Below are 19,564 nucleotides of genomic sequence, written 5' to 3'. Positions count from 1 at the left end.
TCTTACTGGTCAGGGCTGTCGATGGTCAGGTGCTGGGTGCCCTGAGTGGTGTTGGCCAACGGCGGGCTTTGGCCTATCCACTCCCCGCGGGTCGGCTGCCCAGCCCGGGAAACACGTGCAACAAGTTGGACTTCGGCGAACTGCGACAGTTTCATCTGCGCCAGCATCGCGTCCGCATCGGTCAGTTCCACCTCAAGAGGCAATTGCGCCACGGTCACCCGCTTGGCCGCCAGGGGCATCGGCGGGCCATTACTGGCGCGGGCGAAGATAAACACGGTGTCGTCAGGTTTGACCTTGTCTTTGAGCGCAGCCGCCAGTTCCACCCGGACCTTGAGCTGAACCGGCGCAATAGCCTGGGTCTGAGGCTGGCCAAGGCGCTCTGCGGCGCGGTCGATACCGCCTTGCAGCGCTGCGCGCGACGCATCGCCTTCAGGCAGTTGCGTCAGCAGACGGTTCCAGTAGTCGATGGCTTCTTGATAGCGCTCACCTTCGAACGCCGCGATGCCCCGTAGGCCAAGGCTGGTGACTTCGTTGGGGTCGGCCTTGAGTGCCTCGTCCGTCAGTGCCTGGACCTCTGGGCTCCACTTTTTGTCCGCCGCGAAGTACAGCGCCTGTGCCCACTGGCCGAGCAGTTCAGGCTGGCGACCGGCCAAGGCCACCGCGCGCTCGTAGGTACGTGCCGCATCTGCCGGACGCTGCTGCGCCATGTAGGCCCGCCCCAGGAAATACAAACCCTCGGCCGAGTCCGGCTGCGCTTGTACGGCACGCTCAAGCCGGGAGGTCATCTCCTCCATGGTTTTTGGCGCAGCGGCGAATTCCTGGGTCAACTCGACCTTGTCTGATGCACCGAAGTGCAGGTAAAGCCCCAGCGCCAGGGCTGGCACCAGTATTGCGGCAAGCAGAGGCAGCGCCTTGCCCAATTGCCTCTGACGCGCAGGTTCGGCACCTTCGGTATCGGCCAGCAACTCACGAGCCGCTTCGTCACGCCCCATGGCCAGTTGCCGTTGGTCCAACACGCCAGCAGCCTGCTGGGCAGACAATTCGGCGATGCGCTCTTGGTAAAGGGCCACGTTCAGGGCGGTGCGGTCTTCTTCCTGCTGCTGGCGGCGGCCACGCAGGGTCGGGATCAGCAAAAAGCCGAGGGCGGCGAGCAGCATCAGGCCCGCGCTAAGCCAGAATTCAGTCATGGGTCTGTTCTTTTTCCAGCAGTTTGGCGAGACGTTCGCGTTCTTCGACGGACAGTTGCGCAGCTCCCAGTGCTGCAGCGCCGCGGCGCCGGCGGACAATTACCGCCAGCACAACGAAACCACCGACCAGCAAAATGCCAGGGCCGAACCACAGCAGCCAGGTGCGGCCACTAAGCGCCGGCTTGTAGCGCACGAAGTCGCCATAGCGATCGACCATGAAGTCGACGATTTGACGGTTGCTCTTGCCCTCGCCGAGCATGCGGAAGATTTCACGGCGCAGGTCGGCAGCGATCGGTGCGTTGGAGTCGGCGATGTCCTGATTCTGGCACTTGGGGCAGCGCAGTTCCTTGGTCAGCTGCTGATAACGCGCGCGCTCGGCGTCATCTCGGAACTGGTAGGTGTCGATGGCTGCCTTGGCCACGCAGGTCACGCTCAAGCCCAGCGCGGCAGCTACCAGCCAGCGCTTCATGGCTTGGCCTCATCGATCAAGCCCTGATAGAGCGGCGCCAGTTGCTCGCGCCACACAGTGGCATCGACGATACCGACGTGTTTGTAACGGATGATGCCCTTGGCGTCGATGAGGAAAGTTTCAGGTGCGCCATAAACGCCCAGATCCAGCCCCAGGCTGCCCTGCTCGTCACGAATGTCCAGCTGGTAGGGGTTATGGAACTCGGCCAGCCACTTCTGCGCGGCGGCGTTGTCATCCTTGTAGTTGATACCGTGGATCACCACGCCCTGCTGGGCCAGCTGATTCAGGTACGGGTGTTCGACCTTGCACGACGGGCACCAGGTGGCCCAGACGTTGACCAGCGCCGGCCGCCCCTTTAGGTCAGCCTCGGTCAGGTTGCGGTCGCCTTGGGTGTTGGCCAGGGCGAAGGCCGGGAACGGCTTGCCGATCATCGCCGATGGCAGCTCGTCGGGCTTGAGGAACAGCCCTTTGTAGAGAAAAACCGCCATCAGCAGGAATACCGCCAGTGGCACCACCATGATCCAACGCTTCATGCAGCAGCTCCAGACACGCCCAGGGCCTCACGCACCCGGGTCTTGACCTTGACGCGATAGCGCCGGTCGCAGGCCGCCAGCAACCCACCCAGGCCGGTCAGCAGACCGCCCAGCCAGATCCAACGGACGTAAGGTTTGATATGCACGCGCACAGCCCAGGCGCCATTTTCCAACGGTTCGCCCAGCGCCACGTAAAGGTCGCGGGTGAAGCCGGCGTCGATGCCAGCCTCGGTCATCATCGACTGCTGAACGGTGTACAGGCGTTTCTCCGGATGCAGGGTGGTCACCTCGCGGCCTTGGCGGGTGACGACGATGCTGCCCTTGTCGGAGATGAAGTTCGGGCCCTCGAAGTGTTTGGCGCCTTCGAACAGGAAGTGATAGCCGCCAAGTTCTACGCTCTCCCCCGGCGCCATGCGCAAATCGCGTTCGGCGCTGTTGTTGCTCGATAGCACCACGCCCAGGGCACATACCGCCAGCCCCAGGTGCGCCAGCTGCATGCCCCAGTAGCTGCGCGTAAGGCCACCCACACCCTTGGCCAAGCCTTTATGGCGGGTCTTGTCGAGAATGTCGCGCAGGCCACCGAGCACCACCCAGGCCGCCAGGGCGAATGCGCTCAACACCGGCCAGTCGAAGTCGTCCACCAGCAGGCCTGCAATTGGCGCCAGCACCGCACTGCCCAGCAGGACCGGGGTCATCATGCTGGCCAGCCATCGACCAGGTGTGTCTTTCCAGCGCACCACCACCCCCAGGCTCAGCACCAGCATCAGCAGCGCCATCAATGGTAGGAACAAGGCATTGAAATAAGGCGGGCCAACCGAGAGCTTGGCCCCGGTCAGAGCATCGAGCACCAATGGGTAAAGGGTGCCAAGCAGGATCATCGAGGCCGCCACCACCAACACCAGGTTGTTAGCCAGCAACAGTGTTTCACGGGACCATAGGCCAAAGCCCACCTGGCTCTTGACCACCGGGGCACGCAAAGCGAAGAGCGTCAGCGAGCCGCCGACCACCACCAGCAGGAAGATCAGGATGAACACCCCACGCGCCGGATCGGCAGCGAAGGCATGCACGGAAGTCAGCACGCCGGAGCGAACCAGGAAGGTCCCAAGCAGGCTCAGTGAGAAGGCGGCGATCGCCAGCAGTACCGTCCAGCTTTTGAACACCCCGCGCTTTTCGGTCACCGCCAGCGAGTGAATCAGTGCAGTGCCCACCAGCCATGGCATGAACGAGGCGTTCTCCACCGGGTCCCAGAACCACCAGCCACCCCAGCCCAGTTCATAGTAAGCCCACCACGACCCCAGGGTGATGCCGACCGCCAGAAAAGCCCAGGCCACGATGGTCCAAGGCCGCGACCAGCGGGCCCAGGCTGCATCCAGGCGCCCACCAAGCAGCGCGGCAATGGCGAAGGCGAAGGCCACCGAAAAGCCTACGTAGCCCATGTACAGCATCGGCGGGTGGACGATCAGGCCAAAGTCCTGCAACAGCGGGTTGAGGTCACGACCGTCGGCCGGCACTTGCGGCAACAGGCGCTGGAACGGGTTGGACGTGATGATCAGAAAGCTCAGGAAACCGACGCTGATCATGCCCATGACCGCCAGCACCCGGGCCAGCATCACCTGCGGCAACTGGCGCGAGAAGATCGACACGGCGAAGGTCCAGCCACCGAGAATCAACGCCCACAACAGCAGCGACCCCTCATGGGCGCCCCACACTGCACTGAATTTGTAGTACCAAGGCAAAGCACTGTTGGAGTTGCTGGCAACGTAGGCAACCGAAAAGTTGTCGGTCATGAAGGCGTGGGTCAGGCAGGCGAAGGCCAATGCCAGGAAGGTGAACTGGCCCCAGGCTGCGGGCCGCGCCAGCCCCATCCATAGGCTGTCGCCGCGCCAGGCGCCGAGCAGTGGCACCGTGGCCTGCACGGCGGCGAAACAGATCGCCAGGATCATCGCCAACTGACCAAGTTCAGGAATCACCAATGCCGCATTCATGGCCTGGCCTCCGCGCCGCTGGCCGCCTGGCCGCTTTCTTTCAGGGCCTTGGTGACTTCAGGTGGCATGTACTTCTCGTCGTGCTTGGCCAACACCTCGTCGGCCACTACCACACCCTCGCTATTGAGCTTGCCAAGGGCAACGATGCCCTGCCCCTCACGGAACAGGTCCGGCAGAATACCGCGGTAGGTAATCGGCACCGATTTGTTGAAATCGGTGACCACGAAACGCACGTCCAGCGAATCCTGGGAGCGCTGCACAGAGCCCTTTTCGACCATACCGCCTGCACGGATGCGTGTGTCCAGCGGCGCTTGGCCGTTGGCGATCTGGGTCGGGGTGTAGAACAGGTTGATATTCTGCTGCAAGGCGCTCAGGGCAAAGCCCACGGCGACCGCAACCCCGACCAGCAGGCCGAGGATCAGGAACAGACGTTTCTTGCGCTGCGGATTCACTGGTTGTTCTCCCGGCGCAAACGGCGCGCCTCTTCTTGCAGGTAGCGGCGCCGGGCCAACAGCGGGGCGGCGACATTGACCGCCAGCACCGCCAGGCAAATACCATAAGCCGACCAGACATACAGGCCATGATGGCCCATGGCGAGAAAGTCGCCCAAGCTTGCGAAACTCATCGTACGGCCCTGCGCTTGAGGCTGTTCAACACCTCATCCTTGACCCAGCTGGCACGGGCTTCGCGCTTGAGCACTTCCAGGCGCATACGCAGCAGCAGTACGGCGCCAAAAAAGCAGTAGAAGCCCAGTGCCGTGCACAGCAGCGGCAGCCACATCTCGGCGGGCATTGCAGGTTTTTCCGTGAGGGTGAAGGTCGCACCTTGATGCAACGTGTTCCACCACTGCACCGAATACTTGATGATCGGAATATTGATCACCCCGACGATGGCCAGCACCGCGCAGGCCTTGGCGGCGCTGTCGCGGTTGCTGATGGCCTGGCCCAGGGCGATGATGCCGAAGTACAGGAACAGCAGAATCAGCATCGAAGTCAGCCTGGCGTCCCATACCCACCAGCTGCCCCAGGTCGGTTTACCCCAGATGGCCCCGGTCACCAGCGCCACGGCCGTCATCCAGGCGCCAATGGGCGCTGCGCACTGCAGGGCGACATCGGCCAGTTTCATCTTCCACACCAGCCCAACCGCACCAGCCACGGCCAGCAACACATAGCAGGACTGCGCCAGCATCGCCGCCGGCACGTGGATATAGATGATGCGGAAACTGTTGCCCTGCTGGTAGTCCTCAGGGGCGAAGGCCAGGCCCCAGACCACGCCTGTTACCAGCAACAGGGCAGCCGAAATGGCCAACCAGGGCAGCATGCGGCCGCTGATGGCATAGAACCATTTAGGCGAACCCAGTTTGTGGAACCACGTCCAGCTTATTTTCATCAGGTGCATCCGGTATTGGCCGGGCTTGGTAGCCCGGGACTCGTTATTCGCCAACGCTGATCTTTAGGCCGGCGGCGATCGCAAAGGGGGCCAGAGTGACGGCAAGGGCGGCCAGACTGGCCAGCCAGAGCAGCTGGCCGGTGGCCGGCATATTCTGCAACGCAGCCTGCAAGGCACCACTGCCCAGGATCAATACTGGGATATACAACGGCAGAATCAGCAATGCCAGTAACAAACCACCGCGCTTGAGGCCAACCGTCAGCGCAGCGCCCACCGCACCCAGCAAGCTCAGCACCGGCGTACCCAGCAGCAGCGAGCCGAGCAGCACCGGTAGGCAATGGCTGGGCAAACCCAGCATCAAGGCCAGCAATGGCGCCAACAATACCAGCGCCAAGCCGGAAAAGATCCAGTGCGCCAGCACCTTGGCCAGCACCAACATGGCCAGCGGGTGGGGTGACAGCACCCACTGCTCAAGCGACCCGTCTTCGAAATCGCTGCGAAACAGGCCATCGAGGGACAGCAGCACGGCCAGCAAGGCCGCAACCCACACCAGCCCTGGCGATAAGGTTTGCAACAACTGGCTTTCCGGGCCTACCGCCAAAGGAAACAACGCGACCACGATGGCAAAGAATACCAACGGGTTGGCAAGCTCCGCAGGGCGACGGAACAGCAGGCGTGCTTCACGGCGCAGCAATAGGATGAATACGCTCATGCCGCCCACTGCCCCAGGTTCAATTCGCGGTAACCGCAAGGCTTGCGCTTCAGGGTGTGGTGCGTGGTCAGCACCACCGTACCGCCCTGTTCACAATGCGCCGCAAGGTGTGCTTCCAGTTGGGCCACGCCCTGCTTGTCGAGGGCGGTGAAAGGTTCGTCGAGAATCCACAGTGGCGGGCCGGGCAGGTACAGCCGGGCCAACGCCACACGGCGCTGCTGGCCGGCAGACAGGGTATGGCAGGCAACGTCTTCGAAACCGCGCAGGCCTACCGCTTGCAATGCCCCCCAGATGGCATCGCGGGTAGCAGGCTGATGCAGTGCGCAAAGCCAGGTAAGGTTTTCCTCGGCGGTGAGCAGGTCCTTGATGCCGGCGGCGTGGCCAATCCACAGCAGAATGCTAGCCAAGGCATGGCGCTGCTCACCCAGAGGCCGACCTGCCAGCAGGATCTGCCCGGCAGTGGGCTGCATCAGGCCCGCCAACAGGCGCAGCAGGCTGGTCTTGCCACTGCCGTTGGGGCCGCTGATCTGCAGCATGTCGCCGGGGCGCAGCTCGAAATCGAGGTGCTCGAACAGCAGGCGCCAGTCGCGCTCGCAGGCCAGGCCCGCGGCTTGGAGGTGAAGGGTCACGGTATCGCCTTATCTATATGCGTCTCAAGTCGCCAACGTTGCTGCCGTTATACTGGCAGTGACAGGCGGCAGGCATTATTGCATGTGCTGCCACGCTGCCAAGAGGGCGGGCCCCACAGGTTGTATACAATCATGACTGAAATCAATAGTCTCGGCGCACAAACCGCCATCAATTCACAAGCGATCAAGGCCCAACTGACCGGTGAACTGCTCAAGCTGACCCAGGCGCAACCTGGCCTGCTCAAGCCGGGCGAGACGGCTCAGGCCCAAGTGCTAACGATGCGTCAGACCGGCACGAGCTTTCAGTTGGTGTTGCAAGTGATTCAGGCCAACGGCAGCCAGACCCAACTGCAGGCCACTGCCAGCCAGCCCCTCGCACAAGGCAGCCAATTGACCGTCAGCCAGCCTGAAAGCAACCGCCTGGCGATCATGGTGCAACAGGCCACTGCCAGCAACGTCGCCACCCTCACCCAGCTCGATACCAGCAAGGTGCCGATTGGCACGTTGCTGCAGGGCAAGGTGCTGACCAACCAAGCATTGCCCCAGGCAGTTGGCGAAGCGGCCAGCTTTCGTTCGTTGGTCAGCTTGCTCAACACCGCCCAGGCTGGCGCCACCCTCACAATCGACAGCCCGCGACCCTTGCCGATCGGCAGTCTGCTCAGCGCTTTAGTGCAGGGCGACCAGTCGCTGCGCTTCGTGCCGCTCAGCGGTCGCCAGGATCAATTGAGCATCGCCCAGCAGTTGCCGGCGCAACAAGGCCGCCAGGCCTCCCTGCCCGGCCTGCTCGCTGCCCTGCAGCAAATGGCCGACAGCCAGGGCAACGATGGTGAGCTGCGCAGCACTGCCAGCAGCCTGTTGGCCAGCCTGCCAGATGCCCGCCAGCTGGCTGACGGCAAAACGCTGGCCCAGGCCCTGAACAACAGCGGTGCTTTCCTCGAAGCCAAGCTGCTCGGCGGCCTGGGTGCCAACGTCGCCACTGACCTTAAAGCCCAGTTGTTGCGGCTGGTGGCGCAGGCTTCGGTCAATGCACCGGGCACCCCGCTGACAGCAGCAAGCCCGCTGGCCCAGGCCCTGCCAGCCATGGCCCGCAGCGCGTTGGGCATGCTCGATAGAGTAAGCCCCAGAACACCGCCCGGCGCCTTTCCGCTACCGTCGCGGCTGTTGCAGGCAATGGAGGACGAAGGCGACTTGCAACAACTGCTGCGCCTGGCCGCCGCTGCCATCTCGCGCCTGCAAAGCCATGCCCTGAGCAGCCTGCAGCAATCGGGCACACTGGATAACGGCAACATGCAAAGCACATGGCAAACCGAAGTGCCCATCCGCCACGGCCAGGAGTTCGTGCCCTTGCAGGTAAAGCTGCAGCGCGAAGAAACCCCGGATCAACAAGCCGAGCGCCAGCAACGCGAGCAGAATGATCCGTTGCAAGCACTCTGGCGCATCGACCTGGCATTCGACCTGGCACCGCTGGGGCCGTTACAGGTGCAGGCACAACTGAGTCAGGGCCGGTTATCAGGCCAGCTTTGGGCCGAGCGTGAGCAAACTGCCCAACTGATCGACCACCAGCTTGGCGACCTACGCGCCCGCCTGCTGGCACGCGGCCTGGACGTTGGCGAGCTAGCGTGCCATACCGGCATCCCACCACAGGGCCCGCGCACGCGGGTGGAGCAACGTTGGGTGGACGAAACCGCATGAGCAGCAAGCAACCGCGCCAGGCCATTGCCCTTAGCTACGATGGCCAACAGGCACCCACCCTCAGCGCCAAAGGCGACGACGAACTGGCCGAAGCCATTCTGGCACTGGCCCGCGAACACGAAGTGCCGATCTACGAGAATGCGGACCTGGTGCGCCTTTTGGCACGCCTGGAACTGGGTGAGCAGATTCCTGAAGCACTGTACCTGACCATCGCCGAGATCATTGCTTTCGCCTGGCAACTACGCGGCAGGGTCCCGGTGGACTTCGTCGACTGCCCTCCCGAAGAGCGCGACATCACCCCGGCCTTGAACGGCTTGCCGCATCCACGCTGAGTGCAGCCGGTACATGTTTAGTACCCCGTGCAAGGCCGAGCTAGGCACCTTTGCGGCTCCTTACGCAAGCAAAGGCCACAGCCATGACCAACGCCTTCATCAATGACGCTGGCATCCAGTTCGCTCGCCAGCACCTGAGCCTCTTCCCACGGCCTGACCGCGCTGCCCACGACGCGCTCAAACAGTGGGCAAGCAACCGCGGCGTAGCGCTTGACCCCGATCAAACCGACGTGGTCACCTTTCACTACCAGCCCAGCGCCGATCGAGTACATATCGACGGTGTGATCACGGCCAAAAGCACGCTGACCCAAGCGATGCTCTCCAATTGGCAGGGCGAGTCGAACAACAACCTGATCGGTGGTCTGTTTGGCGAACCGTGGGCCGGGCATCTGCCAGGGCTTATCACTGTGGTCGATGCCTTGCGTCCGCCGGCATGGAACGCAGCCGGTGCCAATTACCAGGTGTTCAACGGTGTCTTCAGGCGCACCGTGCCACAGGTATATGGCCCCCAAACCCTGCTGGGCCTTCCGGCCGAGGATCTGCAGCGGTTCATCTGGAACATGGACTTTCACAGCGCCTACAAAAGCATGCTCGATCGCTACTGGACCGAGGCGGGCCACAGCCACCAGACCTTGGCCAAAATGGCCTTCATCGCCGCCTGCAACAAGCAGGTAAGCGAAGGCAGCCTGGACGACACCGGGCGTCAGCTAGCCTGGCAGGCCGCAGGCCTACTCCCCAGGTCTGCCAATTTCGGTATGCGCGTGCTGAACGTCTATGGCTACAGTGCAACCGACTTGGTGTTCATGTACGACAAGAAGATGCTCAACGCTCTGCTGTATGTGCCAGGCAATGACTCGCCCTTTCACACTGTCGCCGGCCCTGCTGGCCTTAAGGACTGGGTGGCCGAGCAATGCAAAGACCCCGTCAAACGTACCGCCCTGGCCGAGCACTTTGCCCTCGCCGACAGGCCTGACGGCCTGGACTTCAGCGGCCTGCACACGGCACTGGAAGGCCTTGCCGTTTACCCGGCCGTTTACCGGCTGTCCCCCAACCGCCCTGGTTTCACTACCAACGGCGTCTGGTCGCCCCGCACCTATGTCAACTACCGAGCCGACAAGTACAGCCCGGCCATCACCGGCGATCTGTTCCAGGCCCTGACTGACCGCCAGCGGGCGCGCAGCTATCAGGATGCCGACACGCTGATCACCGACGACAGCGAGGTCAGCAAAGGGCGTTGGCGCGGTTACTTCAACTCGGCCCTCAGCCTGCTTGGGCCGCTGGCGATCGTGCTGCCGGAGCTGGCGCCGCTGTTCGCTGTGGGCGGCATTGCTCAGTTCGGCCTAGGGCTGGATGCGGCCATCAATGCCAAGGGGGTCGACCAGCAGGCGGCTGGGGCCGGCGAAGCCTCGTTCGGGGTACTCAACGCCCTGCCGCTGTTGATCGCCGGGGCGGCCAAGGCTCCGGCGCTGTATCGGTTCAAGTCCGAGGGGTTTCTTGCACCGCGCGAGGTCAATGGCCAATTGGGCTATCCCTTGAGTCCGATGGACCCACCTGTCTTGCCCGCCGACCAGGCCCTGGAATATTTCCAACTCCCAGACCCCGTCGCGCCGCTCGAAGGTGCTGACCAAGCCACTCGTGACGCGATCATCCGCCTCACGCGATTCAACGGCGAACCCGACACCCTGACTGGAGTGATCGCAGGTTATACGGCCGATATGCTTTATGACGTCCAGGCCGATGCGTTCATACAGCGCGGCGACCGCAATGCGGTAAACCCGACACTGTATCGTGGCCAAGTGGGCAGCAGAAACCTGGTGCGAGTCCCCGAAGGCAGGGCGGTAACCGATCAAATGCGCACGGCCAGCCTGCGCGCCCTGGGTGTGGATCTGCCACTGCCGGTAACGGTGCCAGAATTCCCGCTGCAAGCGAGCAGCACAATCCCTGAGCAGATCCTCAGCATCTGGGTGGGCGACCGAGCGATACCCGACAACCTGCTCGCCAACCTCGCCAAAAATAGCCAGACGGTGGCCGGTTCACGTTTCAGCCTGCGCCTGTACCTCTCCAACGAGTCACCCGTTGCTTATGCGCGCAACCTGCAACGCCTGGCCCAGCACGCCCCCAATGTCAGGGTGCTGACGCTGGAAGAGCAGCCGTTCTATGCCCAGTTCAGGGAAAGTGCGAACTACCCTCAGTATCGGGCCGCGATCGATGGCAATGGAGGCATCGGGCGCAACTTCTCCAGCGCAGCGGACGTGTTGCGTTTCCCTTTGCTCAACCATGAGGGGGGCTTGTATATGGACATCGACGACCGGCTGCTGGCCGAGGGTGAGCATGCAGTGACCATCAACGGCCGTAACTATGGGCCACCGGCCAAGGCCCTAGACGCCACCTCCCTGCAAACCACACCCGATGGGCTGTTGCTGTACCCTCCGATCGCCAACGAGCGGATGAACATCCACTGTATCTACAACACTAGCCTGATCGGCAGCCATGCCAATAACCCGACATTGCTGGCGATCAGCGAAGAAATGCATGCGCGGTTCCAGGCCAACCCTGACTTCTACAACAGCAAGCCGGACCCCATGCTCGACCCGGTGGGTTTCGCACGCTACGCCAATACCCTCAGCAGGCTGACCGGGCCAACTTTACTCACCGACATGACCGACCGCCTGCTGCCTGACCTCAAGACGATCAGGCAAATCACCAACCTCGACTCGCTATCGACGATCAATGCTGAGCAATTCATCGACCGCGCCGCCTACAAAGCGGCCATGGAGCGCTACTTGCCACTGAACGGTATCGCCAAAATCGGCAGCAACCACTCGTGGGCCAAGCCTTGAGGCCGTGACGTTCTCGGCGAGCAATGACAAGGCGGCATGACGCCGCCTTGTACGGCCTCAATCGGCACGATGCAATTTGCTCATCAGCTCAGCCTCAGCTTGGGTCAAACCGCAAGTTTCGGTGAGCTCTGCCACGCTGGCGCCCATACCCACCAACCTTGCGGCTTGGGTAAAGGTGGCGCTGCTGGGGTCGCGCTGCTCCAGCTGCTGAAGTTTTTCCGGCAGTGGCGCCACGGTCGCACGCAGTTCATGGATGGCCTCCCCCATCCGCACAGTACCGTTCTGGTAGTCGTCCAGGCGCTTGGCCAGGTCCTTGATGCGCTGGTCACGCAGCGCGTCGCCCACGGCCTGTTGCGCTGCCAGCTCACGCTGGCGTTTGCTGTAGTTGAGGAAGAACCACAGGCTCAGGGCCCACAGCAGCGCCAGGAAGATCACCGCTACCTCGAAGATCAACTCAGATGTTCTCCAGCTCGGACCACTCTTCTTCGGTCATCATCTTGTCCAGCTCAACCAGAATCAGCAGTTCGCCATTCTTGTTGCATACACCTTGAATGAACTTGGCCGACTCCTCGTTACCCACGTTCGGCGCCGTCTCGATTTCCGACTGACGCAGGTACACCACTTCAGCGACGCTGTCGACGAGGATGCCCACCACTTGCTTGTCGGCCTCGATGATGACGATGCGCGTATTGTCGGTGACATCCGAGGGCATCAGGCCGAAACGCTGGCGGGTGTCGATCACCGTCACCACGTTACCGCGCAGGTTGATGATGCCCAGCACATAACTCGGCGCGCCTGGCACCGGTGCGATTTCGGTGTAGCGCAACACTTCCTGCACCTGCATCACATTGATGCCGTAGGACTCATTGTCCAAACGGAAGGTTACCCATTGCAGGATCGGATCTTCAGAACCTTGCCCAGACGACTTTTTCATTGCCCTAGCCCTCTTAATCCGCCGTTGGCGGTTGTGTTCGCAGTTATTTCTGTGTGGCGTGCAGTTGCTTGACCGCGCCGGTGGCGATCAACTCGGCCAGTTCTGCGACGTCAAGCAGTGCACACATGTGTTCGATGACCGTACCGGCCAACCAGGGCCGCTGGCCACGCTGGCTGCGCCACTTGATCTCAGCGGGGTCCAGGCGCAGCGAACGGCTGACCTGATGCACGGCCAGGCCCCACTCGTAGCCTTGTACGGAAATCACATAATTGAGGCCCTGGCGGAAATCCTCGCGGTAGCGGTCGGGCATCACCCAGCGTGCAGTGTCCAGCACCTTGAGGTTGCCTGCCTGGCAGGTGAGGATACCGAGGAACCAGTCCGGCTGGCCGAACAGCGGCGTCAGCTCCTGGCCCTGCAGGCTGTAGATCGAGCCCAGACACACAAGCGGCACCGCCAGGGTGAGCCCGGCCACGTCGAACAGCAGGCATTCGAACGGCTCTGCGGCCCAGGCCGGGCGCCCATCGACGCTGGCCGGCGGGATCGGTGCGTCGTTCATGGTCGCGGCCGGCAGGTGCACATCCACCAGCGGCGCAACCGGCGCAGGCTCAGGCACTTCAGTCAGCACAGGAATGCTCGCCTCGGCCAGCACGTCGGCCTCGACCACTGTCACCACCGGCTCTTGCACCGGCAGCACAGCGGGCAGCACCCTTAGCTGGGGCTCGGCGAAAGGCGGCGCCAGCTGCGGTGCCTGGCGGGCATCACGTGCCTGCTCTTCACGCACCGCTGCGGCAAATTCGTCATCGGCGCGGCTCGCTTCGGCCAGCGCTGGCAGTTCGAGGCCTTGCTCTGCCTCGGTGGCCTCCTGCAACAGCCCATCAAGGTAGGACTGCAGGGCCATTTGCGGCTTGGTGCCAACCAGTAGAGTCATGAAACCACCTGCGCGGCCGGCTTGTAGGTGAGCATATGCTTGAGCAGTGCTCGGTAGGCAATCACACCACGGCTCTTGTTGTCGAACTGCGAAGGCGTGACGCCATTGCGGCTGGCATCGCGCAGACGCGTGTCGACCGGGATGTAACCCTGCCAGACTTGCTGCTCATAGGTATCGCGAAGCACCTTCAACGTGCCCAGCGAGGCCTGGGTACGGCGATCAAACAGGGTCGGCACGATCTGGTAGGGCAACGCTTGTTTGCGCGAGCGGTTGACCATGGCCAAGGTGCCGATCATGCGCTCCAAGCCCTTGACCGCGAGAAACTCGGTTTGCACCGGAATCACCAACTGCTGGCTGGCCGCCAAGGCATTGACCATCAACACGCCAAGCAAGGGCGGGCTGTCGATCAACGCGAAGTCGAAATCCTGCCACAACTGCGCCAGACTCTTGGCGATCACCAGGCCCAGGCCACTCTGCCCCGGCGACTGGCGCTCCAGCACAGCCAGCGCGGTGCTAGAGGGCAACAACGAAATACGTTCATCGCTGGTCGACAACAGCAACTGCCCCGGCAGGCCTTCAGGAACGCTGCCTTTGTGCTGGAACAGGTCGAAACAGCTGTGCTCCAGCGCGTCCGGGTTGTGCCCGAAATAGCTGGTCATCGAGCCATGCGGGTCGAGATCGACGACGACCACGCGCTTGCCGGCCTCGGCCAGCAGGCCGGCCAGGGCGATGGTCGTCGTGGTCTTGCCCACGCCACCTTTTTGATTGGCTACTGCCCAGACTCTCATGGCACCACTCTTGTCTGAAAGGCGTTGCAGGGCCCCTGTGAAAGCACCGGCTCGACGTCTCGATGAACCCGCTCGCGCAATGATCGCGCAGGCTTCGATGAATCTAACAAGACAACTGCCCCCAATTGGTTTGCTATGACAGAGATTTGACGGCTCACGGGCGCGTCGTCGCGGCTGGGGCTGGCGGTGCACTTTGTGTGCCAGCACGGCGAAGCGCTGCATCCGGGGTGGCATTGGCAGTGCCCGAGCCGGTCAGGCTGCGGCGCACTTCAAGGTTGCGGGAGATCACCAGGACCACGCGGCGGTTACGCGCTCGCCCCTCAGCAGTGTCGTTGCTGGCTACCGGCTGGTATTCGCCGTACCCCACCGAGGCCATGCGCGCGGGGTTGACCCCCTGCATGGCCAACAACCGCACGATACTCGCCGCCCTCGCCGCTGACAGCTCCCAGTTGGTCGGGTACTGCGCCGTGCGGATCGGCAGGTTGTCGGTAAAGCCCTCGACATGCACCGGGTTGGCGAACGGTTTGAGGATGTTGCCGACCTTCTCGATGATGTCGAACGCCTGGTCGCTGGGCATCGCATCGCCGCTGCCGAACAGCAATGAGGAGTTGAGTTCGATCTCCACCCACAACTCGTTGCCACGCACGGTCATCTGGTCGGACTTGATCAGGTCGCCAAAGGCATCGCGCACATCCTCGCTGATCGCCTTAAGCGGGTCGACGCTGGTCTGCGCCAACCCGGCATCGGTCTGCTCGCTGTCCTTGATCAATGGCTGTGCCGGTTTCACGCTCAGCGGCTGCTCATCACCGATCGGGATCGGCTTCATGCTTCGCTCGGGGTCGTTGAACACCCCAAGCAGCGCTTGGGATATGACCTTGTACTTACCTTCGTTGATCGAGGAAATCGAGTACATGACCACGAAGAAGGCGAACAGCAAGGTGATGAAGTCGGCATACGACACCAGCCAGCGTTCGTGGTTTTCATGTTCCTCGGTATGACGGCGACGGCGCATGGCTACTCCATGAAGCCTTGCAGCTTCAGCTCGATCGAGCGCGGGTTCTCACCCTCGGCTATCGACAGCAAGCCTTCGAGCAGCATTTCGCGATAACGCGACTGGCGCAAAACGATGGCTTTGAGCTTGTTGGCGATCGGCAGCAAGATCAGGTTGGCACTGGCCACCCCGTAAATGGTCGCGACGAACGCCACGGCGATACCATTGCCCAGCTGTGAAGGATCGGCCAGGTTACCCATCACGTGAATCAGGCCCATCACCGCCCCGATGATGCCGATGGTCGGCGCGTAACCGCCCATGCTCTCGAACACCTTGGCGGCCTGTATATCGCGGCTCTCCTGAGTCAGAAAGTCGACTTCAAGGATGCTACGGATCGATTCAGGCTCGGCGCCATCGACTAGCAGTTGCAAGCCCTTGCGGGCATAGGGGTCCGGTTCGGCATCGGCCACGCCTTCCAGGCCGAGCAGGCCTTCCTTGCGCGCCGTCAGGCTCCAGTTGACCACGCGGTCGATGCCGCTAGCCAGGTCGACCCGCGGCGGAAAAAAAATCCAGCGCAATATCTGCAGCGCTCGCTTGAACGCCGGCAGCGGTGACTGCAACAAAGCCGCCGCCAGTGTACCGCCAAGTACGATCAGCCCGGCCGGGCCATTGAGCAAGGCACCGACATGGCCGCCTTCGAGGAAGTTGCCGCCGACGATGGCGACGAAGGCCAGAATCAGCCCAATCAGGCTCAGCACGTCCATCAGACGCACGCCTCGACCAGGTGTTTGCCGATCTCGTCCAGGCTGTACACGGCATCGGCGAGGTTGGCTTTGACGATCGCCATGGGCATACCGTAGATCACACAGCTGGCCTCATCCTGAGCCCATACGGTGCTGCCGCCCTGCTTTAGCAGGCGGGCACCCTCACGGCCATCGGCACCCATGCCGGTAAGCACCACCGACAACACCTTGTCGCCATAGGACTTGGCCGCCGAGCCGAAGGTGATGTCCACGCACGGCTTGTAGTTCAGGCGCTCGTCGCCAGGCAAGATCTTCACCGCGCCACGGCCGTCGATCATCATCTGTTTGCCACCTGGGGCCAGCAGCGCCAGCCCAGGGCGCAGCATGTCGCCATCCTCAGCTTCCTTGACACTGATCTTGCACAGCTTGTCCAGGCGTTCGGCGAAGGCCTTGGTGAACGCTGCAGGCATGTGCTGGATCAGCACGATGGGCGCCGGGAAGTTAGCAGGCAACTGAGTCAGCACGCGCTGCAGCGCCACCGGGCCACCGGTGGAGGTACCGATCGCCACCAGTTTGTAAGGCTTGCGCTTGGGCGCTGGGGTATGCGCCGCAGCAGGAGCTGGTGCCGGGGCACGGGCGGGGATGGCGCTGCGCACTGGCGCTACGCTGGCCGGCGCCGGAGCACTGGCAGATGTCACGGCGACCGCTGGGGCTTGGCTTGCGTAGCTGCCAAAACGGCGGTTGCTGCGCGAAATGGTATGCACCTTTTCGCACAGCATCTGCTTGACCTTCTCTGGATTGCGCGAGATGTCTTCGAAGTTCTTCGGCAGGTAATCCACCGCACCGGCATCCAGCGCGTCGAGGGTGACGCGCGCGCCTTCGTGAGTCAGCGAAGAAAACATCAACACCGGCGTGGGGCAGCGCTGCATGATATGCCGCACGGCGGTGATGCCATCCATCATGGGCATTTCGTAGTCCATGGTGATGACATCGGGTTTGAGCGCCAGTGCCTGGTCGATCGCTTCTTTGCCGTTGGTCGCAGTGCCGACCACCTGGATCGTCGGGTCCGCCGAGAGGATTTCCGAAACGCGGCGGCGGAAGAAACCGGAATCATCCACCACCAGGACCTTGACTGCCATAAACACTCCATTAGGCGGGGCACCCGGCCAGGGTGCTCCGCCGAAAATCAGATACGCCGTGCCGCGTAACGCTTGAGCATGCTCGGCACGTCAAGAATCAGCGCGATGCGGCCGTCGCCAGTGATGGTGGCGCCAGACATGCCCGGGGTGCCCTGCAGCATCTTGCCCAGGGGCTTGATCACCACTTCTTCCTGGCCCACCAGCTGGTCGACCACAAAGCCGATGCGCTGGGTACCGACCGACAGAATCACCACATGGCCTTCGTGCTGCTCCTCGTGCACCTGCCCTTGGACCAGCCAGCGCTTGAGGTAGAACAGCGGCAGCGCCTTGTCGCGCACGATCACCACTTCCTGGCCGTCCACCACGTTGGTGCGCGAAAGGTCGAGGTGGAAGATTTCGTTGACGTTGACCAGGGGGAAGGCGAACGCCTGATTGCCCAGCATCACCATCAAGGTCGGCATGATCGCCAGGGTCAACGGCACCTTGATGACGATCTTCGAACCCTGGCCCTTGGCCGAGTAGATGTTGATCGAGCCATTGAGCTGGGAGATCTTGGTCTTCACCACGTCCATGCCCACGCCACGGCCGGACACGTCGGAAATCTCGGTCTTGGTCGAGAAGCCTGGGGCGAAGATCAGGTTGTAGCAGTCCGACTCGCTCAGGCGATCGGCCGCGTCCTTGTCCATCAGGCCTTTTTCCACGGCCTTGGCGCGCAGGATATTCGGGTCCATGCCCTTGCCGTCGTCGGAAATCGACAACAGGATGTGGTCACCTTCCTGCTCGGCCGACAACACCACATGGCCGGTACGCGGTTTGCCGGCAGCTTCCCTCTCGTCCGGCATCTCGACGCCATGGTCGACGGCGTTGCGCACCAAGTGCACCAGCGGGTCGGCCAGGGCCTCGACAAGGTTTTTGTCCAGGTCGGTTTCTTCGCCGACCAGCTCAAGGTTGATTTCTTTCTTAAGCTGCCGCGCCAAGTCACGGACCAGGCGCGGGAAGCGGCCGAAGACCTTCTTGATCGGCTGCATGCGGGTCTTCATCACCGCAGTCTGCAAATCGGCAGTGACCACATCGAGGTTGGACACGGCCTTGGACATGGCCTCGTCGCCGCTGTTCAGGCCCAGGCGCACCAGGCGGTTACGCACTAGCACCAGTTCGCCGACCATGTTCATGATTTCGTCCAGGCGCGCGGTATCGACGCGCACGGTGGTTTCCGCCTCGCTGGCAGGCTTATCTGCAACCGGTGCCGGGGAGCGAGCTGGCGCGGCAGCTGCAGGCTTGGCCTCGGCAGGCGCAGCTGGGGCAGGCTTGGCGACCGGCTTGCTGGCCGCCTTGGGCGCAACCGGTGCAGCCACCGCAGCAGGTGCCTGGGCAGCAGCCGTTTCGCCGGTGAACTTACCCTTGCCGTGCAGTTGGTCGAGCAGGGCTTCGAACTCATGCTCGGTGATCTCATCGCCAGCGGCGGCGGCACTGGCGGTCTGTGCCCCAGCGCTGGCGGCTGGCAAGGCATCGGCCTGGAAGGTGCCCTTGCCATGCAGCTGGTCCAGCAACGATTCGAATTCTTCGTCGGTGATCTCATCGCTCGCAGGTTGCGTGGCGACGACTACCGATTGCGTAGCGGTAACTTCTGGCGAGAACTGGCCCTTGCCATGCAACTGGTCAAGCAGCGATTCGAACTCGGCATCGGTGATGTCGTCACCCGAGTTGCTCAAGGTCTCGCCCTGCATCTGTGCGTCGAAGGCGGCAGCTTCGGCTTTCACCGCGTCGAGCGAGTCGAGCAGCTGTTCGAACTCGGTGTCGGTGATGTCCGCTTCGCTGGCCGCAGGCTCGGGCTCGGGCGCTGCTTGTGGCACCGGCGCTGCAGGGGCATCGGCGCTGGCAGGTTCGGCCAGGCGCGACAAGGCTGCCAACAGTTCGGGTGTGGCCGGTGTCACCTCGGTGCGCTCACGCACTTGGCCGAACATGCTGTTGACCGTATCCAGTGCTTCGAGCACCACATCCATCAGTTCCGCGTCGACCCGGCGCTCACCCTTGCGCAGGATATCGAACACGTTCTCCGCGATATGGCAGCACTCCACCAGCTCGTTCAGCTGAAGGAAGCCGGCGCCCCCTTTTACAGTGTGGAAACCGCGAAAAATTGCATTGAGCAGGTCAGCATCGTCAGGCCGGCTTTCCAGCTCGACCAGTTGCTCGGACAGTTGCTCAAGAATTTCGCCGGCTTCTACCAGAAAATCCTGAAGGATTTCTTCATCGGCGCCGAAGCTCATTAAACG

20 protein-coding genes are annotated in these 19,564 nt (G+C 62.6%); 3 read left to right on the top strand and 17 right to left on the bottom strand.

The genetic code is table 11. From position 1 onward, the window contains the following. Nucleotides 1-2: 2 nt before the first annotated feature. From ccmI to ccmA, 9 genes are read right to left on the bottom strand one after another with little or no spacing between them, the layout of a single operon-like run. On the bottom strand, nucleotides 3-1,187 hold the full coding sequence (gene ccmI, locus J5M56_RS16475; protein ID WP_186478490.1) for a c-type cytochrome biogenesis protein CcmI: 1,185 nt from the start codon (nucleotides 1,185-1,187) through the stop codon (nucleotides 3-5). Next, nucleotides 1,180-1,656, bottom strand: coding sequence for a cytochrome c-type biogenesis protein (locus J5M56_RS16470; RefSeq protein WP_207937310.1), 477 nt, complete (start codon nucleotides 1,654-1,656; stop codon nucleotides 1,180-1,182). Before J5M56_RS16470 ends, ccmI begins: the two co-directional genes overlap by 8 nt. Continuing rightward, a complete protein-coding gene (locus J5M56_RS16465; protein ID WP_060476887.1) occupies nucleotides 1,653-2,189 on the bottom strand; it encodes a DsbE family thiol:disulfide interchange protein in 537 nt (178 codons plus the stop codon). The genes J5M56_RS16470 and J5M56_RS16465 overlap by 4 nt, the downstream gene beginning before the upstream one ends. After that, nucleotides 2,186-4,159 carry a heme lyase CcmF/NrfE family subunit gene (locus J5M56_RS16460; RefSeq protein ID WP_207937339.1) on the bottom strand — a complete coding sequence of 658 codons (1,974 nt, stop codon included), beginning with the start codon at nucleotides 4,157-4,159 and terminating at the stop codon, nucleotides 2,186-2,188. The genes J5M56_RS16465 and J5M56_RS16460 overlap by 4 nt, the downstream gene beginning before the upstream one ends. Before the next feature lie 11 nt (nucleotides 4,160-4,170). Next, entirely contained in the window at nucleotides 4,171-4,626 is a 456-nt protein-coding gene (ccmE, locus tag J5M56_RS16455; RefSeq protein WP_060476889.1) for a cytochrome c maturation protein CcmE, read from the bottom strand. After that, on the bottom strand, nucleotides 4,623-4,799 hold the full coding sequence (gene ccmD / locus J5M56_RS16450; protein WP_060476890.1) for a heme exporter protein CcmD: 177 nt from the start codon (nucleotides 4,797-4,799) through the stop codon (nucleotides 4,623-4,625). The genes ccmE and ccmD overlap by 4 nt, the downstream gene beginning before the upstream one ends. Further along, the gene (locus J5M56_RS16445) at nucleotides 4,796-5,563 is read right to left on the bottom strand and encodes a heme ABC transporter permease (protein WP_186478492.1); all 768 of its coding nucleotides are present in this window, start codon (nucleotides 5,561-5,563) and stop codon (nucleotides 4,796-4,798) included. The genes ccmD and J5M56_RS16445 overlap by 4 nt, the downstream gene beginning before the upstream one ends. A 43-nt stretch (nucleotides 5,564-5,606) precedes the next feature. Next, a complete protein-coding gene (gene ccmB / locus J5M56_RS16440; RefSeq protein ID WP_060476976.1) occupies nucleotides 5,607-6,275 on the bottom strand; it encodes a heme exporter protein CcmB in 669 nt (222 codons plus the stop codon). Further along, nucleotides 6,272-6,904: a cytochrome c biogenesis heme-transporting ATPase CcmA gene (gene ccmA, locus J5M56_RS16435; protein ID WP_207937309.1), complete on the bottom strand. Its 633-nt coding sequence runs from the start codon at nucleotides 6,902-6,904 to the stop codon at nucleotides 6,272-6,274. Before ccmA ends, ccmB begins: the two co-directional genes overlap by 4 nt. A 132-nt stretch (nucleotides 6,905-7,036) precedes the next feature. On the opposite strand from ccmA, the gene J5M56_RS16430 reads away from it, so the two are divergent. The 3 genes from J5M56_RS16430 (at nucleotide 7,037) to J5M56_RS16420 (ending at nucleotide 11,768) form a co-directional block, all read left to right on the top strand. Next, nucleotides 7,037-8,596 (top strand): flagellar hook-length control protein FliK, encoded by a 1,560-nt coding sequence (locus tag J5M56_RS16430; RefSeq protein WP_207937308.1) that lies wholly within the window; start codon nucleotides 7,037-7,039, stop codon nucleotides 8,594-8,596. After that, entirely contained in the window at nucleotides 8,593-8,928 is a 336-nt protein-coding gene (locus tag J5M56_RS16425; RefSeq protein WP_060476893.1) for an EscU/YscU/HrcU family type III secretion system export apparatus switch protein, read from the top strand. Before J5M56_RS16430 ends, J5M56_RS16425 begins: the two co-directional genes overlap by 4 nt. An 83-nt stretch (nucleotides 8,929-9,011) precedes the next feature. Then, nucleotides 9,012-11,768 (top strand): DUF6543 domain-containing protein, encoded by a 2,757-nt coding sequence (locus tag J5M56_RS16420; protein WP_207937307.1) that lies wholly within the window; start codon nucleotides 9,012-9,014, stop codon nucleotides 11,766-11,768. 57 nt (nucleotides 11,769-11,825) lie between these two features. Here J5M56_RS16420 and J5M56_RS16415 read toward each other — a convergent pair whose 3' ends face one another. The 8 genes from J5M56_RS16415 to J5M56_RS16380 all read right to left on the bottom strand — a co-directional run bounded on the left by J5M56_RS16415 (nucleotide 11,826) and on the right by J5M56_RS16380 (nucleotide 19,558). Then, complete coding sequence (locus J5M56_RS16415; RefSeq protein WP_060476895.1) at nucleotides 11,826-12,221, bottom strand: DUF2802 domain-containing protein; 396 nt, start codon at nucleotides 12,219-12,221, stop codon at nucleotides 11,826-11,828. 1 nt (nucleotide 12,222) lies between these two features. Continuing rightward, nucleotides 12,223-12,702, bottom strand: a complete 480-nt coding sequence (locus J5M56_RS16410; protein WP_060476896.1) for a chemotaxis protein CheW — start codon at nucleotides 12,700-12,702, stop codon at nucleotides 12,223-12,225. A gap of 43 nt (nucleotides 12,703-12,745) precedes the next feature. Then, complete coding sequence (locus J5M56_RS16405; RefSeq protein ID WP_207937306.1) at nucleotides 12,746-13,630, bottom strand: CheW domain-containing protein; 885 nt, start codon at nucleotides 13,628-13,630, stop codon at nucleotides 12,746-12,748. Then, nucleotides 13,627-14,418 (bottom strand): ParA family protein, encoded by a 792-nt coding sequence (locus J5M56_RS16400; protein ID WP_186478497.1) that lies wholly within the window; start codon nucleotides 14,416-14,418, stop codon nucleotides 13,627-13,629. The genes J5M56_RS16405 and J5M56_RS16400 overlap by 4 nt, the downstream gene beginning before the upstream one ends. 154 nt (nucleotides 14,419-14,572) lie before the next feature. Then, nucleotides 14,573-15,430 carry a flagellar motor protein MotD gene (gene motD, locus J5M56_RS16395; protein ID WP_060476899.1) on the bottom strand — a complete coding sequence of 286 codons (858 nt, stop codon included), beginning with the start codon at nucleotides 15,428-15,430 and terminating at the stop codon, nucleotides 14,573-14,575. Nucleotides 15,431-15,432: 2 nt separating this feature from the next. Then, nucleotides 15,433-16,173, bottom strand: coding sequence for a flagellar motor protein (locus J5M56_RS16390; RefSeq protein WP_060476900.1), 741 nt, complete (start codon nucleotides 16,171-16,173; stop codon nucleotides 15,433-15,435). After that, nucleotides 16,173-17,291, bottom strand: a complete 1,119-nt coding sequence (locus tag J5M56_RS16385; RefSeq protein WP_186478498.1) for a chemotaxis response regulator protein-glutamate methylesterase — start codon at nucleotides 17,289-17,291, stop codon at nucleotides 16,173-16,175. The genes J5M56_RS16390 and J5M56_RS16385 overlap by 1 nt, the downstream gene beginning before the upstream one ends. Nucleotides 17,292-17,338: 47 nt before the next feature. Further along, on the bottom strand, nucleotides 17,339-19,558 hold the full coding sequence (locus J5M56_RS16380; RefSeq protein WP_207937305.1) for a chemotaxis protein CheA: 2,220 nt from the start codon (nucleotides 19,556-19,558) through the stop codon (nucleotides 17,339-17,341). Nucleotides 19,559-19,564 lie beyond the last annotated feature (6 nt).

It is taken from the genome of Pseudomonas sp. 51_B, from assembly GCF_017491595.1.
Classification (GTDB): domain Bacteria; phylum Pseudomonadota; class Gammaproteobacteria; order Pseudomonadales; family Pseudomonadaceae; genus Aquipseudomonas; species Aquipseudomonas promysalinigenes.
Note: the sequence above shows the minus strand (reverse complement) of the source record. Positions and strands in the feature narration are given on the sequence as shown.